Origin of the sequence: Bradyrhizobium sp. SZCCHNR1093 (genome assembly GCF_032381175.1) — a bacterium.
In the GTDB taxonomy this organism is placed as follows: Bacteria; Pseudomonadota; Alphaproteobacteria; order Rhizobiales; family Xanthobacteraceae; genus Bradyrhizobium.
This window is the reverse complement of record NZ_JAUHJJ010000001.1, coordinates 432,557-447,787: the sequence shown is the minus strand read 5'-3', so window position 1 is coordinate 447,787 and position 15,231 is coordinate 432,557. Positions and strand designations below refer to the sequence as shown.

Below are 15,231 nucleotides of genomic sequence, written 5' to 3'. Positions count from 1 at the left end.
GGAGCCACTGCATGAGCTTCATCTCGACCATCATCGGCGCCGCCGAGCGTGTGCCGCTGCCTGACGCCGTCGTCCGCTCAGCGATCTCCGAATTGTGCGCACGCACCGCGGCGCGGCTGGGCGGGGCCGATGCAATGGGTGATGCAGAGTTCGCCCGCGTGCTGACGATGCGCCCGATCGCCGAGCATACCGACGCGGCGAACAGCCAGCACTACGAGGTGCCGGCGGCGTTCTTCGCCCGCGTGCTCGGGCCGAACCGCAAATATTCCTGCTGCTTCTACAAGGAGCCGGTCTCCACCCTGCAGGAGGCGGAGGAGGAGGCGCTGCGCCAGACCGTCGCCAATGCCGATCTGCAGGACGGCCAGAGCATTCTCGAGCTCGGCTGCGGCTGGGGCTCGCTGTCGCTGTTCATGGCCCGGCAGTTCCCGCATGCGAAGATCACGGCGGTGTCGAACTCCCATTCGCAGCGCCGCGCGATCGAGGAGATGGCGGCCGCGCGCGGCCTGCTCAATTTGCGGGTCATCACCGCCGACATGAACGGGTTCGCTCCCGACGCGCAGTTCGATCGCATCGTCTCGGTGGAGATGTTCGAGCACATGATGAACTGGCGCGAGCTGCTGTCGCGGGTCAGATCGTGGCTCGCGCCGGACGGCCGCCTGTTCATGCACATCTTCACCCACCGCACCGGATCCTACCTGTTCGACCGCAACGATCGCGAGGACTGGATCGCGCGGCACTTCTTCACCGGCGGCATCATGCCGAGCCACACCTTGATCCGGCAGTACGCGGATCTGTTCGCGGTCGAGAAGGAATGGTGCTGGAGCGGCACGCATTATCAGCGCACGGCACGGGACTGGCTCGCCAATTTCGATGCCGACTACAACCGCATCCTGCAGGTGCTGCAGCCCGTCTATGGCGACGACACGGCGCTGTGGATGCGCCGCTGGCGCTGGTTCTTCCTCGCCACCGCGGGTCTGTTCGGGCACGACGAAGGCCGTGAATGGGGCGTCAGTCACTACCGCCTGCGGCCGGCGAACTAATTTGTTCGCTGCGGCGGGATGCCGCAGCTCCGAAGGAGATTCGCGTTTCGCTGTGCGGATTCTGCGGGGAACCTGCTGCCACAAAGCACTCACAATTAGGTGAGTCCAAAAAAATCTTGATCTATCAGTCACGTAGTTCGTGTGACATCAAGCCGCCCGGGTTCCGCGTTGCGTCGCAGCAGCTCTTTTCTATGTTGCAGGCAAGGCGAGCGCCAGAATGGCGCCATGACTGGGCCATCCGGTCGACCGGTTTTCATCATCATTGAGGGGCTCCTCCACCCATGTCTCGTTTTCGCGCGTCGCTGGTCAGCAGTGCATTGATGCTCGCGGCCGCCGCGCCGCTGCTGGCCGGCTGTAACGACCCCATCCAGGCTCAGGCCTCCGCCAATGAGCAGATCGTCATCCCCGACGTCGGCATCGTGACCGTCGAGCAGAAGGCGCGAGCGATCGTGCGCGAGCTGCCCGGCCGCATCGCGCCGACCCGCGTCTCCGACGTCCGTCCGCGCGTCTCGGGCATCATCGTCGAGCGGCTGTTCCGCCAGGGCAGCGAGGTCAAGGCGGGCGATCCGCTCTATCGCATCGATCCGAAACCGTTCGAGGTGGAGATCCTGTCGAGCCGGGCGGCGCTGGCCAAGGCCGAGGCGGTGCATGAGCGCGCGGTGCAGCAGGCGCGCCGCATCGCCCTGCTGTTCAAGGAGCGCGCTGCGCCCGAGGTCGAGCAGGAGAAGGCGGTCGCGAGCGAGCGCGAAGCCGCGGCCGACATCGAGGCCCGCAAGGCCGATCTCGCGCGTGCCCAGCTCAATCTCGACTATGCGACCGTGCGCGCGCCGATCGACGGCATCGTCGGCGCGGCCCAGGTCAGCGAGGGCGCCATCGCGGTCCAGAACGAGACCTCGCTGGTCACGATCCAGCAGCTCGATCCGATCTATGCCGACTTCACCCAGTCGGTGAGCGAGCTCAACCGCCTGCGCCGGGCGTTCGAGTCGGGCGACCTCGACCAGATCTCGCCCGACGCGATCAAGGTCCGTCTCGTGCTCGACGACGGCACGCCGTATTCGATCCCGGGCAAGCTCTTGTTCTCCGACGCCAAGGTCGATGCCGCCACCGGTCAGGTCACGCTGCGCGGCGAGTTCGCCAATCCGAAGCGCGAGCTCCTGCCGGGCATGTATGTCCGCGTCCGCATCGAGCAGGGCATCGACAGCGACTCCGTCGGCGTGCCGCAGCAGGCGGTGCAGCGCAACGCGGCCGGGGGGTCCGAGGTCTACGTCATCCGCGACGACAACCGCGCGATCGCCAGGCCGGTCCGCACCGGTCCGACCCAGGATGGCCTGGTGCTGATCACCGACGGTCTGCGCGCCGGCGACAAGGTCGTGGTCGACGGCTTCCAGAAGTTCGCCGCCGGCGACAGGGTCGCGCCGCAGGTCTGGACCGAGGTCAGCGCCGCGACGCAGCTCGAATCGAAGTCGGCGACGCGGTAAGTCGCATGCCGAGCTTCTTCATCGACCGGCCTATCTTCGCCTGGGTCGTCGCGCTGTTCATCTGCCTGATCGGCGCGATCGCGATTCCGCTGCTGGCGGTGGCGCAATATCCGATCATCGCGCCGCCCTCGATCTCGATCTCGACGAGCTATCCCGGCGCATCGCCGGAGAACCTCTACAACAGCGTGACGCGGCTCATCGAGGAGGAGCTCAACGGCGCTTCCGGCATTCTCAATTTCGAATCCACCAGCGATTCGCTAGGCCAGGTCGAGATCACCGCGAACTTCGTGCCGGGCACGTCGACCAACGACGCCTCGGTCGAGGTGCAGAACCGCCTCAAGCGTGTCGAGGCGCGGCTGCCGCGCGCCGTCATCCAGCAGGGCATCCTGGTCGAGGAAGCCTCCGCCGCGGTGCTGCAGATCATCACGCTGCAGTCGACCGACGGCAGCCTCGACGAGGTCGGCCTCGGCGACTTCATGATCCGCAACGTGCTCGGCGAAATCCGGCGCATTCCCGGCGTCGGCCGCGCCACGCTGTATTCGACCGAGCGCTCGCTGCGCGTCTGGCTCGATCCGGCCAAGCTGGTCGGCTACGGCCTCACCGCCGACGACGTCACCAAGGCGATCGGCGCGCAGAACGCGCAGGTCGCCTCGGGCAGCATCGGCGCCGAGCCCGCGACGACCTCGCAGCGCACCTCGGCGCTGGTGCTGGTCAAGGGCCAGCTCGATTCGCCCGACGAGTTCGGATCGATCATCCTGCGCGCCAATGCCGACGGCTCGACGGTCCGGCTGCGCGACGTCGCCCGCATCGAGATCGGGGGCCTGAGCTATCAGTTCAACACCCGCCTCAACGGCAAGCCGACCGCGGGTCTCTCGGTGCTGCTGTCGCCGACCGGCAATGCGCTGGCGACCGCGAGCGCGGTCGAGGCCAAGATGAAGGAGCTGTCGCGCTTCTTCCCGTCCAACATCAGCTATGAAATCCCCTACGACATCACGCCGGTCGTCAAAGCCTCGATCAAGCGGGTGCTGATGACCCTGGTCGAAGCCGTGGTGCTGGTGTTCGTGGTGATGTTCCTGTTCCTGCAGAACATCCGCTACACCATCATCCCGACCATCGTCGTCCCCGTGGCGCTGCTCGGCACCTGCGCGACGCTGATGCTGGTCGGCTACTCCATCAACATGCTGACGATGTTCGGCATGGTGCTCGCGGTCGGCATCCTCGTCGACGATGCCATCGTCGTGGTCGAGAACGTCGAGCGCATCATGACCGAGGAGGGGCTGTCGCCGAAGGAGGCGACGCGCAAGGCGATGGGCCAGATCACCGGCGCCATCATCGGCATCACCCTGGTGCTGATGGCGGTGTTCGTGCCGATGGCGTTCTTCCCCGGCTCGGTCGGCATCATCTACCGGCAGTTCTCGGTCACCATGGTCGCCGCGATCGGCTTCTCGGCGCTGCTGGCGCTGTCGCTGACCCCGGCGCTGTGCGCGACCCTGCTGAAGCCCGTCGCGGCCGGCCACGGCCATGCGAAGAAGGGCGTGTTCGGCTGGTTCAACCGCTTCATGGACAACAGCCGCAACCGCTACGCCGGCGTGGTCGGCGGTGCGCTGAAGCGCACCGGACGGTTGATGCTGATCTATGCGATCTTCCTGGTCGGGTTGACCTTCGCCTTCATCCGGCTGCCGGGCGGCTTCCTGCCGGTCGATGACCAGGGCTTCATCACCACCGACGTGCAGACGCCGGCGGACTCCTCCTATGCGCGGACGCAGGCGGCCGTCGAGGCGGTCGAGAAGTATCTCGCCAAGCGCGAAGGGATCGAGAACGTCACCTTCCTGACCGGCTTCAGCTATGCCGGCCAGGGCGTCAACACCGCCCAGGCCTTCATCTCGCTGAAGGACTGGTCGGAGCGCGGCAAGCGTGACGGCGCCGCGGCGCTGGTCGCCGACATCAACCGCGATCTCGCCGGCTTGCGCGACGCCAAGATCACGGCGCTGCAGCCGCCGCCGATCGACAATCTCGGCAACTCCTCGGGCTTCAGCTTCCGCCTGCAGGACCGCGGCCAGAAGGGCTATGCCGCGCTGACCGCCGCCGCCGACCAGCTGATCGCGGAGGCCAATGCCAGCCCGGTGCTGCAGAAGGTCTATGTCGAAGGCCTGCCGCCGGGACCCCAGGTCAATCTGATGATCGACCGCGAGAAGGCCGGCGCCTTCGGCGTCACCTTCGAGGACATCAACAACACGATCTCGACCAATCTCGGCTCGACTTACGTGAACGACTTCCCCAACCGCGGCCGCATGCAGCGCGTCGTGGTGCAGGCCGATCGCATCAGCCGCATGAACGCAGACGATATCCTCAACTACAGCGTCAAGAACGCCAAGGGACAGCTGGTGCCGTTCTCGTCGTTCGCGACGATCCAATGGGCCAGGGGACCGAGCCAGATCGCCGGCTTCAACTACTATCCGGCGATCCGCATCTCCGGCGAGGCCAAGCCGGGCTACACCTCGGGCGATGCCCTCAAGGAGATGGAGCGGCTCGCCGGCAAGCTGCCGCGCGGCTTCGGCTATGAATGGACCGGACAGTCGCTGCAGGAGAAGCTGTCGGGCTCGCAGGCGCCGCTGCTGCTGGGCCTGTCGGCACTGGTGGTGTTCCTGTGCCTGGCCGCGCTCTACGAAAGCTGGACGATCCCGCTCGCGGTGCTCTTGACCGTGCCGCTCGGCATCCTCGGCGCCGTCGTCGCCGCCAATCTGCGCGGCCTGTCCAACGACGTGTACTTCACGGTGGCGCTGATCACCATCATCGGACTCGCCGCCAAGGACGCGATCCTGATCATCGAGTTCGCCAAGGACCTGCGCGCCCACGGCAAGCCGCTGGTCGCGGCGACGATCGAGGCCTGCTCCTTGCGCTTCCGCCCGATCATCATGACCGGCCTCGCCTTCGTCTGCGGCGTGCTGCCGATGTCGATGGCGACGGGCGCCGGCGGCGCCAGCCAGCAGGCGCTCGGCACCAACGTGATGGGCGGCATGATCGCGGTGGTGATCCTGGCGCTGCTGATGGTGCCGGTGTTCTTCGTCTCGGTGCAGCGCGTGCTCGCAGGCGATCGGGAGAAGACGGAGCCGGTGGCGGAGCGTGAGGCCTATGGGCCACCGGCGCCGGCGAAGTCGTAGGCGATCATGAATGGTCTGTCCGGAGGATTGTGCCGACATCCTGCCGCGCGGCCGGTCTGCTCCCCTCCCCCTCGCGGGGAGGGGTTGGGGGTGGGGGGCGCCGAACGCCGAACGTCGTGGCATGCTCCGTTCAAGAGTCAGTCAGCGGACATCGGTGCGAAGCGCACGATCTGTAGCGGACCGACTGCGCACACATGAATTGGGCGGTGGGTCATCACATCGAGCGTGACTCGTGGACCCCCACCCCCGACCCCTCCCCGCAAGGGGGAGGGGAGCGCACCGGCTTCGCGGCCGCGCTCGAAATCCCCTCTCTGTCTGGAGTTCGCCACTCTCCGCGTGTATGATCCGCCGACGTGAAGCGGTAACGGCATGTCGATGTTCCCACGCAAATTGGCTTTCGCGTTTCTGCTGGCTGGCCTCTGCCTCGGCGCTCCCGGGGCTCACGCCCAGTCTGGCCCCGTGAAATACTGGCTGCCGGGCTGGCCGGTCGGCTTCAGCGATGCCGGCAGCCTCGACTCCTACGGCAACTTTCCGAGCTTCACGACGAACGGCAGCGACAGCGGCTTCTTCGCGCGGCGCTACAGCGTGGCGAACAACTGGTCGGCGCTCACTGGCGTCGGCCTGAGCTCGAACATCGTCAATCGCTACGGCTCGCTCGGCTCGTACACGACCGAAGGCGCGCAATACGGCTACACCTTCAAGAGCGGCGTCAGTGTCTACGGCGGCTTCGAGGCGCTGAAATACAATCCCGGCCTCGGCGGCCCGTTCGCCACGTTCGATTCGCGCTCGACCTCGACTCCGGCCTACGCCATCAATGGCGGCGTCGAGTTCAAGCCGACGTCCAATGTCAGCCTGTCGCTCGGCTTCAGCTATGCCGGCCAGTCGTCCGACCGCATCGACAGCGACATCAATTCGCCGGCGCTGCCGGGCGCAACGCCCCAGGCGTTCACCAGCGGGCGGCGGTAGAGCCCGGCAACCAAACGACACCCCCGGTGTCGTCCCGGACAAGCGCGCGGCACGCGCGCGCCGATCCGGGACCCATACCCCCAGGGAGAGGTTTGAGGCACGCTGGTCGACCGGTCTTGCTCAGGCACGAGAGCCGGTGGCTGATGGTGTGGACGGCCCCCTACGGCATCAGTTGTGCCAGAATGAGGTTGTCGAAGTCTCATACTTGGGAGCCGTCCGTGAGCCAGATTATCCGCATTGGGCTGGATACGTCGAAGTATATTTTTCAACTGCATGGAGTGGACGCGTCGGAGAGCGTGGTTCTGCGCAAGCGGCTGACGCGCAAGGCAATGCTGGACTTTTTTGCCAAGTTGCCGCCGACGGTGGTGGTGATGGAGGCGTGCGGCGCAGCCCACCATCTGGCGCGTGAGCTCGGCAAGCTGGGCCATACCGTCAAGCTGATCGCGCCGCAGCTGGTGAAGCCCTATGTCACTCGCAACAAGAACGATGGGCGAGACGCAGAGGGATTGTGCGAGGCGTCGAGCCGACCGCGGATGCGTTATGTGCCGGTCAAGACGGCGGAGCAGCAGGCCGCCTTGATGCTGCTGGGTGTGCGCGAGCAACTGGTCGCCCGTCGCACCCAGCTGAGCAACATGATCCGTGGTTATGCGGCGGAGTTCGGCCTGACTGTGGCCAGAGGGCTCGACAAGCTCGCCTCGTTGCTGACCAGCATCGAACAGGACGACAGCGTACCAGAGCAGGCGCGGGAGCTGTTTGCGATGCAGGCTCGCGAATATGCACGGGTGCAGGAGGAACTGAAGACGATCGAGGCCAAGCTTCTGGCCTGGCACCGCGCCAATGCCTTGAGCCGGCGTCTGGCACAGATTCCGGGTGTTGGCCCCGTCACCGCCGCTGCGCTGGTGATGAAGGCGCCCGATCCTCATGCCTTCCGCTCTGGTCGGCTGTTCGCAGCCTGGATGGGCCTCACGCCCAGGGATCATTCGACCGGAGGAAAGACCCGGCTCGGTAAGATCACACGTGCCGGTGACGAGCGATTGCGTCAGCTGCTCGTGGTGGGCGCAACCTCGGTGGTCAAGGTGGCCAAGACGAAGGGACAGGGGCCCGCCTGGCTCATTGAGCTGTTGAAGCGCAAATCGGCCAAGCTTGCCGCGGTTGCGCTCGCCAACAAGATCGCCCGTATCGCGTGGAAGCTGATGACGACGGGAGAGACCTTTGATGGCGCGCGACTGGTTGGCTTGGCGAAGGCCCCCGTAGCGGCCGCCGCGTAACAAACAAAAGGATTCGGCCGACCGGAGGTCTATCCCACCGGCCGAACCGGAGCTGCAAGAGCAGAGGAGATGGTGCGATCGATCGAACCGAGATGCGGGCAAATCCGTGGGACCCATTGGCCGAGAAGGTCGCGTGGCTGATTGGAACTCGTGTCGCGGAAACCATCTTGGCCAGCGGCCCCACAGGCCGCACCCGAAGGCCGAACATATGGATGCAAGCGATCTGGTCGAACCTCAACGAAACTCTTGTGCCACGGAGGCCGTCCACATATGGGTCCCGGCTCAAGGCCGGGACGGACACGATGTGTGAGGCCAGAGCTCGCGCCAGGCCCGCAGAGTGCAGACTGAGACCCGATCGTAGGCTCGAACTACGCCGCCGCCTTCAGCACCTTCACCAGCTCGCGGTGAATGACCTCGTTGCCGCACACGACGTGGCCGGTGGCCAGCGCGTCCTCCTTGCCGTCGATACCGGAAACGGTGCCACCGGCCTCACGCACCATGATCAAGCCGGCGGCGATGTCCCAGGGTTGCAGATCGCGCTCCCAATAGGCGTCGAAGCGCCCCGCCGCGACGAAGGCGAGGTCGAGCGAGGCGGCGCCGAAGCGGCGGAGACCGGCGACCTTGACCTGCAGCGAGGTCATCTCGCGCAGGAACAGCTGGTGGTCGCCGCGGCCGATATGCGGCAGGCCGCAGGCGATGACGCATTCGTGGAGCTGGCGCCGTGCGGCGACGCGCAGCCGCTGGTCGTTGAGGAACGCGCCCTTGCCACGCTCGGCGATGTAGAGCTCGTCATTGGCGGGATTGTAGATCACACCGGCGATCACGGTGTCCTCGCGCTGAAGCGCGATCGAGATCGCGAATTGCGGGATGCCGTGCAGGAAATTGGTGGTGCCGTCGAGCGGGTCGACGATCCAGGTGTGCGACTTGTCGCTGCCTTCCCGCTTGCCGCCTTCCTCGCCGATGAAGCCGTAGCCGGGACGGGCCTTGGAGAGATCCTCGTACAGCATCTCCTCGGCCTTCTTGTCGGCGCGCGAGACGAAGTTCGCTGGCCCCTTCAGCGACACCTGCAGGTGCTCGATCTCACCGAGATCGCGCTTGAGGTTGCGACCGGCGCGGCGCGCGGCCTTGACCATGACGTTGATGAGGGCGGAATGGATCATGAGCTCGATGCGCTGGGCTGACCGCACCTTGCGGTGCGCGCCTTCCCCGGAAGCGGACGAAGGCGGGTGAAATGGCTGGCTGTGGGTGCCCTGCCGGGGCCGCCGCGTCAAGGCCGGATCAGCGGCCGATCACTTGATGGTGCCCAGCCAGCGCTTGGCGGCCTGCTCGCCCTTGGCACGGTCCTCAGGGGGCATGTCGGCGAATTTCTCGTCGAGCTTGGGATCGCCCTTGCCGGCCGTCTTGGCCACCAGGTGCCATTTGTAGGCCTCGACCTTGTCCATCTGGGTGGCGATTCCATACAGCAGCACCCATGCCAGCCGGTTCTGGGCGAGCGGGCTGTTCTGCCGCGCGGCCCGGCGCAGCAGCGCGATGGCCGCGGGCTGGTCCTTCGGCACGCCGGTGCCGTTGAACAGCGCGATGGCGTATTCGACCTCGGCGTCGACATTGTCGGCGATCGCGGCGGCCTGCAGCAGGCGGGCGGCCTTCTCCGGGTCCTGCGGGACGCCGGTGCCCGATTTGTAGAACGTCGCCAGCGCATATTGCGCCTCGGGACTGCCGGCGTCGGCCGCCATGCGCAGCAGTTCGGCCGAGCGCTTGAGGTCCTGGGGCAGGGTCTGGCCGTCGAGATAGAGCAAAGCGAGATTGTAGGCGGCCTTGGGCTCACCGAGCTTGGCGGCGGAAGCGAGCAGCTTCACCGCGTCCGGCTTGTCGATCGGGCCGCCGCGCCCCGCCAGCCGCATCATCGCCAGCGCGAACATCGCCTCGCGGTCGCCGGCCTCGGCGGCGCGCTTGTACCAGATCGCCGCCTTGTCGTAGTCGCGGCGGATGCCCATGGCGTTTTCGTAGAGCTGGCCGAGCATCGCCATGGCCTTGGGATCGCCGGCCTGGGCGCGCGGCGACGCCAGGTCGAAGGCGGTCTTGTACTGGCCGCGCTGATAGGCGCCGTAGACCAGGTCGACATTGGGATCATTGGCGGCGGGCTGCGGCGTCGTGGCCGGTGCAGGAGCCGCCGGCTTGCCGGAGGGGGAAGGGGCCGGCTTCTTTGCCGCGGGCGGTGCCGGCGGCCTGGGCTTCTCAGCCGCCTTCTCCGCCGGCCGTTCGATCGGCTTGGGCTTTTCCGTCGGCGGCTGCAGAGCCGGCGGCGTCAACGAGATCTGCGCGGCCGCGCCCGTCATCGCCATGGCGAGCGCAGCAACAACACATGTCAGGCGCAGGATCGTCATCGGCCCCGTTCAGCTCTGTCCCGGCGCGTCGGCCGGCGCGGCCGCATATGCGCTCCTGATCGCGGTGCTGACCTCTGCAAGCGCCGCGGCGGGACCGCGGGCGTCGTTCCAGACGAGGTCGTCGACCAGCACGAAATCGGCTCCGGCCGCGACGAAGTCGGTGGCTTCCTTGAGCGAGATCGCATAGCCGACGCAGGGCGGCTCGAACAGCTCCGCCCACCAGGCGAGGCGCTCGTTGACGGCATCCGGCGAGGGCCGCCGTCCCTGCGCATCGCGCTCGCCGAACAGCACATAGTCGGCGCCGAGTTCGCCGGCACGCATCGAATCATGGCGTGTCGACAGGCCGCCGCCGCCGGCGATGCGGTCCGGCTTCAGCCCCGGCAGCGCCTCCTCCAGCGCAGCGACGCCGGTCAGATGCGCGCCATCGGCGCCGGCGCGGGCGACGATGTCGGGATGTCCGTCGATCAGCAGCGCCGCACCGGCGCCCTGGATCGCCGGCGCCAGCGTCTTGACCGCCGTGATCATGCTGCGCGGATCGCTCTCCTTCAGCCGCACCAGCACCGCCGCGACATCGGCGTTGGCGAGGATCGCCGGCAGGCCGGCGGCCAGCGCCGCCGCATCGGTCACGACCGGCGTTGCCAGATAGAGGCGCGGTGCGGGCCGCGCGGAAGTCGTCTTGCCGGACACTATGCGGCCTCTTTCTCGAGCGCTGCGGTCCACTGGCCGCGGCTTGCAAGCGCATTCATGCGAGCGCGGTGGGTGAAGGCCCGCTGGCCGGCGGGGACGTTCGCCGCCTTGCCGGCCCATGCCTGTTGCGGCGCCGCCTGCAGCGCGCGGCCATAGGAGAAGGTCAGCCTCCAGGGCAGCGGCCCGAGCCGGTTCATCGCGTCGAGATGCGCGGTGGCACTCTCGTCCGATTGTCCGCCGGACAGGAAGGCGATGCCGGGCACCGCCGCGGGCACGCATTCCTTCAGCAGTTGGACGGTCCTTTCGGCGACCTCCTGCACCCCGGCCTGGTCCGGCGACTGCTTGCCGGGGACCGCCATGTTGGGCTTCAGGATCATGCCCTCCAACGCGACGCGCTGGATGCGCAATTCACGAAACACCTCGTTCAGGACGCGGCGCGTGACGTCGAAGCAGCGACCGATGTCATGATCGCCGTCCATCAGCACCTCCGGTTCGACGATCGGCACGATGTTCGCGGCCTGGCACAGGGCGGCATAGCGGCCGAGCGCATGCGCGTTGACATGGATCGCTGTCATCGAAGGGATATTGTCCTTGTCGATATCGATCACGGCCCGCCATTTGGCGAAGCGCGCACCCAGCGCGTAGTACGTCGCCAGCCGATCCGCAAGCCTGTCGAGGCCGACCGTGACCCGCTCGCCGGGGCAGCCGGGCAGCGGCTGCGTTCCCTCATCGACCTTGATGCCCGGAATGCCGCCGGCCGCCTCGATCAGCTTCACCAGCGGGGTGCCGTCGGCGGCGTTCTGGCGGATGGTTTCGTCATAGAGGATGACGCCGGAGATGAACGACATGCCTGCGCTGCGAAACAGCATCTCGCGATAGTCGCGGCGGTTCTGTTCGGTCGATTCCACCTTGATGGCATCGAAGCGCTTCTTGATCGTCCCGGTCGATTCATCGGCGGCGAGGATGCCCTTGCCCGGCGTGACCATGGCAAGGGCCGTGCTGTTCAGTGCGGAGAGATTCATGCTTGGCTCCAGACGCACCTGCCCTGCCCATCAAAATAGACGGTTCTCGGGCGGATGCCGAGCAAACATTGGCCACAGCCAAGGCAGGCTCTCGCAGAGGTGAAGGAGAGATTGCTGATCAGACGACCTGTCGCGTCAAAGGCAGCCGACTCCCCTTGCGGGGAGGGGTTGGGGGTGGGGGTCCACGCGCGCTGAATTCAGTGAGTTGCGTCTACAATCGTCCCTCGTCAATCGCTATGGGGGTGCGCGCGGTCAGGCCTTCGCTGTGTCGCTCATAACTCATAACTGCAAGATCGCCGACACGTGCTATCGAGCCCATCACTGATAGGATCACTCGGAGACCCCCACCCCCGACCCCTCCCCGCAAGGGGGAGGGGAGCTCACTGCCGTCGCGGCTAAGATTGCGTGTCGAACGATGCCGTGCGGAGCGAGCTGCTCGCTCACGCCACCTTCGGATCGAGCTCGCCCTTGGCGTAGCGCTTGGCCATCTCGGCGGTCGTCAGCACGCGCTTGATCTTGGAAGCCTGACCGGCGGTGTTGAACTCCTGCAGGCGCTGCTTGCACAGCTTGGCCATCGCCTCCATCGCCGGCTTCAGGTACTTGCGCGGATCGAACTCTTCCGGGTGCTCCGAGAGCACCTTGCGGATCTGGCCGGTCATCGCCATGCGGTTGTCGGTGTCGATGTTGATCTTGCGCACGCCGTTCTTGATGCCGCGCTGGATTTCGCTGACCGGCACGCCCCAGGTCGGCTTCATCTTACCGCCGAAGGAATTGATGATCTCCTGAAGGTCCTGCGGCACCGACGATGAGCCGTGCATCACCAGATGCGTGTTCGGCAGCTTGCGGTGGATCTCCTCGATCACGTTCATGGCGAGGATGTCGCCGTCCGGCTTGCGCGTGAACTTGTAGGCGCCATGCGAGGTGCCCATCGCGATCGCGAGCGCGTCGACCTTGGTCTCACGCACGAACTTCACCGCCTCGTCGGGATTGGTCAGCAGCTGATCGTGCGACAGCTTGCCCTCGGCGCCGTGGCCATCCTCCTTGTCGCCCATGCCGGTCTCGAGCGAGCCGAGCACGCCGAGCTCGCCCTCGACCGAGATGCCGCCGAGATGCGCCATGTTGGTGACGGCCTTGGTCACCCCGACATTGTAGTCCCAGTCGCCGGGGGTCTTGCCGTCGGCCTTCAGCGAGCCGTCCATCATGACGGAGGTGAAGCCGGCCTGGATCGCGGTCATGCAGGTCGCGGGCTCGTTGCCATGGTCGAGATGCACGCAGACCGGAATGTGCGGATAGATCTCGGCGACCGCGTCCATCATGTGCTTGAGCATGACGTCGTTGGCGTAGGAGCGGGCGCCGCGCGAGGCCTGGATGATGACGGGCGCGTCGACCGCATTGGCCGCCTCCATGATCGCCAGCGCCTGCTCCATGTTGTTGATGTTGAAGGCCGGGACGCCGTAGTCATTTTCCGCCGCGTGGTCGAGCAATTGACGCAACGTGATACGAGCCATGGCTGGAACTCCCTGAGATTAAGGATTGGACCGTGCGGCGGCTGACGCACGCGTCGAAACTGCTGCACCGTGCATAACGCGGTGGTGGGCGGATTCCAAGGGCAGTGGCGACGCAGCCCGGAGGAGGAGGCGGTCAGGATATGTCTAGGGTTAGCGCGTAGGGCTGGCGCGTTGCCGGTAGCTCAACGATGGGAGATCAGGTCTTCCTGGCTTCAAGAGCAGCGGTGCGCTCCTCGACCTCGGTGACACGCTCGTCGAAGTCACTGGCGGCCGCGCGCATCATCACCAGCATGCCGGCAGAGTCCCGACGCTGCTTGCGGATCAAGGCTTCCATGCGCTCGTGCTCGGTTCGATTATCCAGCCTGAACTGTCCGACCTCTGTCCGGAGCGCAGCAATGCTCTCCTGGATCTTGATCAGGATCGAATGGACAGCTTCTGTCGGAGTCTCGACCATGGATGGAACATAACAGAAACATCCATGGCCGACAAGGGCCGGCAGATCAGGCCTTCAGCACCTCGACGCCCGGCAGCGGCTTGCCTTCCATCCACTCCAGGAAGGCGCCGCCGGCGGTCGAGACATAGGTGAAGTCCGAGGCAACTCCGGCCTGGTTGAGCGCCGCGACGGTATCGCCGCCGCCGGCCACCGAGACCAGCTTCTTGGCCTTGGTGCGCTCGGCCGCGTGCTTGGCGGCGACCATCGTGCCGCGGTCGAACGGGTTCAGCTCAAAGGCGCCGAGCGGGCCGTTCCAGACCAGCGTCGCCGCGTCGTCGATCGCGGCATGGATGCGCGCGGTCGATTGCGGGCCGACGTCGAGGATCATGCTGTCCGGCGGAATGGCGTCGAGCCCATAGGCGAAGGACGGCGAGTTCGCCGCGAAGTGATAGGAGACGGTGGCATCCACCGGCAGGATGATGGCGCAGTTGGCGGCTTCCGCCTTCTCCATGATCCTGAGAGCCGTGGCCGCCAGATCCTTTTCAGCCAGGGACTTGCCGATCTGCACGCCCTGCGCATGCAGGAAGGTGTTGGCCATGCCGCCGCCGATCACCAGCGCATCGACCTTGGTGACGAGGTTTTCCAACAGGTCGATCTTGGTCGAGACCTTGGCGCCGCCGACGATCGCGATGACCGGCTTGGCCGGCCGGCCCAGCGCCTTGTCGAGCGCGTCGAGTTCGGCCTGCATGGTGCGGCCGGCATAGGCCGGCAGCTTGTGGCCGAGGCCCTCGGTCGAGGCATGGGCGCGGTGCGCGGCGGAGAAGGCGTCGTTGACCCAGATGTCGCCGAGCTTGGCGAGCTCGGCGACGAAGGCCGGATCGTTCTTCTCTTCCTCCTTGTGGAAGCGCGTGTTCTCCAGGCACAGCACGTCGCCGTCCTTCATCGCGGCGATCGGGGTCGCGGCCGGCTCGCCGATGCAGTCGTCGGCAAAGGCGACGGGACGCTTGATCACTTGCGACAGCGCAGTGGCGACCGGCTTCAGCGAGTCCTTGGCATCGCGCCCCTTCGGCCGGCCGAAATGCGCGAGCAGGATGACCTTGCCGCCCTTGGTCGCGATCTCATTGATGGTCGGCGCGACGCGCTCCAGGCGCGTGGCGTCGGTGACGTGGCCATTTTCCATGGGGACGTTGAGGTCGACGCGCAGCAGCACGCGCTTGCCTTTGACGTCGACGTCGTCGAGGGTGCGGAATTGTTTCATTGAAGCCACCGTAAAACGAGGGACTA

12 protein-coding genes are annotated in these 15,231 nt (G+C 66.4%); 5 read left to right on the top strand and 7 right to left on the bottom strand.

The annotated features are described in order from the left end of the window. Positions 1-11 precede the first annotated feature (11 nt). The 5 genes from QX070_RS02195 (at position 12) to QX070_RS02175 (ending at position 7,913) form a co-directional block, all read left to right on the top strand. On the top strand, positions 12-1,040 hold the full coding sequence (locus QX070_RS02195) for a cyclopropane-fatty-acyl-phospholipid synthase family protein (protein WP_315734438.1): 1,029 nt from the start codon (positions 12-14) through the stop codon (positions 1,038-1,040). A 281-nt stretch (positions 1,041-1,321) separates the two neighbouring features. Then, the gene (locus QX070_RS02190) at positions 1,322-2,518 is read left to right on the top strand and encodes an efflux RND transporter periplasmic adaptor subunit (protein WP_315734436.1); all 1,197 of its coding nucleotides are present in this window, start codon (positions 1,322-1,324) and stop codon (positions 2,516-2,518) included. 5 nt (positions 2,519-2,523) lie between these two features. Next, positions 2,524-5,679 (top strand): multidrug efflux RND transporter permease subunit, encoded by a 3,156-nt coding sequence (locus QX070_RS02185; RefSeq protein ID WP_315734434.1) that lies wholly within the window; start codon positions 2,524-2,526, stop codon positions 5,677-5,679. Positions 5,680-6,048: 369 nt separating this feature from the next. Next, complete coding sequence (locus QX070_RS02180; RefSeq protein ID WP_315734432.1) at positions 6,049-6,645, top strand: hypothetical protein; 597 nt, start codon at positions 6,049-6,051, stop codon at positions 6,643-6,645. Positions 6,646-6,863: 218 nt separating this feature from the next. Beyond that, positions 6,864-7,913, top strand: a complete 1,050-nt coding sequence (locus tag QX070_RS02175) for an IS110 family transposase (protein WP_315734430.1) — start codon at positions 6,864-6,866, stop codon at positions 7,911-7,913. A gap of 368 nt (positions 7,914-8,281) precedes the next feature. Here the strand turns inward: QX070_RS02175 and QX070_RS02170 are convergent, their stop codons facing one another. The 7 genes from QX070_RS02170 to QX070_RS02140 all read right to left on the bottom strand — a co-directional run bounded on the left by QX070_RS02170 (position 8,282) and on the right by QX070_RS02140 (position 15,205). Further along, positions 8,282-9,073, bottom strand: a complete 792-nt coding sequence (locus QX070_RS02170; RefSeq protein ID WP_315734428.1) for an inositol monophosphatase family protein — start codon at positions 9,071-9,073, stop codon at positions 8,282-8,284. A 129-nt stretch (positions 9,074-9,202) separates the two neighbouring features. Further along, positions 9,203-10,297 (bottom strand): tetratricopeptide repeat protein, encoded by a 1,095-nt coding sequence (locus QX070_RS02165; RefSeq protein WP_315734425.1) that lies wholly within the window; start codon positions 10,295-10,297, stop codon positions 9,203-9,205. Positions 10,298-10,306: 9 nt separating this feature from the next. Beyond that, positions 10,307-10,984 carry a thiamine phosphate synthase gene (locus QX070_RS02160; RefSeq protein WP_315734423.1) on the bottom strand — a complete coding sequence of 226 codons (678 nt, stop codon included), beginning with the start codon at positions 10,982-10,984 and terminating at the stop codon, positions 10,307-10,309. Then, a complete protein-coding gene (locus QX070_RS02155) occupies positions 10,984-12,006 on the bottom strand; it encodes a class I fructose-bisphosphate aldolase (RefSeq protein ID WP_315734421.1) in 1,023 nt (340 codons plus the stop codon). The genes QX070_RS02160 and QX070_RS02155 overlap by 1 nt, the downstream gene beginning before the upstream one ends. Positions 12,007-12,446: 440 nt before the next feature. Beyond that, positions 12,447-13,514, bottom strand: a complete 1,068-nt coding sequence (gene fba, locus QX070_RS02150; protein ID WP_315734419.1) for a class II fructose-bisphosphate aldolase — start codon at positions 13,512-13,514, stop codon at positions 12,447-12,449. A gap of 196 nt (positions 13,515-13,710) precedes the next feature. After that, complete coding sequence (locus QX070_RS02145) at positions 13,711-13,968, bottom strand: hypothetical protein (RefSeq protein WP_315734417.1); 258 nt, start codon at positions 13,966-13,968, stop codon at positions 13,711-13,713. Positions 13,969-14,014: 46 nt separating this feature from the next. Then, positions 14,015-15,205 carry a phosphoglycerate kinase gene (locus QX070_RS02140; protein WP_315734415.1) on the bottom strand — a complete coding sequence of 397 codons (1,191 nt, stop codon included), beginning with the start codon at positions 15,203-15,205 and terminating at the stop codon, positions 14,015-14,017. Between the last annotated feature and the right edge of the window lie 26 nt (positions 15,206-15,231).

Coding starts and splice junctions, on each gene's coding strand:
- QX070_RS02165 (WP_315734425.1), bottom strand. CDS start 10,297: ATGACGATCCTGCGCCTGACATGTGTTGTTGCTGCGCTCGCCATGGCG.
- QX070_RS02190 (WP_315734436.1), top strand. CDS start 1,322: ATGTCTCGTTTTCGCGCGTCGCTGGTCAGCAGTGCATTGATGCTCGCG.
- QX070_RS02185 (WP_315734434.1), top strand. CDS start 2,524: ATGCCGAGCTTCTTCATCGACCGGCCTATCTTCGCCTGGGTCGTCGCG.
- QX070_RS02155 (WP_315734421.1), bottom strand. CDS start 12,006: ATGAATCTCTCCGCACTGAACAGCACGGCCCTTGCCATGGTCACGCCG.
- QX070_RS02195 (WP_315734438.1), top strand. CDS start 12: ATGAGCTTCATCTCGACCATCATCGGCGCCGCCGAGCGTGTGCCGCTG.
- QX070_RS02170 (WP_315734428.1), bottom strand. CDS start 9,073: ATGATCCATTCCGCCCTCATCAACGTCATGGTCAAGGCCGCGCGCCGC.
- QX070_RS02180 (WP_315734432.1), top strand. CDS start 6,049: ATGTCGATGTTCCCACGCAAATTGGCTTTCGCGTTTCTGCTGGCTGGC.
- fba (WP_315734419.1), bottom strand. CDS start 13,514: ATGGCTCGTATCACGTTGCGTCAATTGCTCGACCACGCGGCGGAAAAT.
- QX070_RS02145 (WP_315734417.1), bottom strand. CDS start 13,968: ATGGTCGAGACTCCGACAGAAGCTGTCCATTCGATCCTGATCAAGATC.
- QX070_RS02140 (WP_315734415.1), bottom strand. CDS start 15,205: ATGAAACAATTCCGCACCCTCGACGACGTCGACGTCAAAGGCAAGCGC.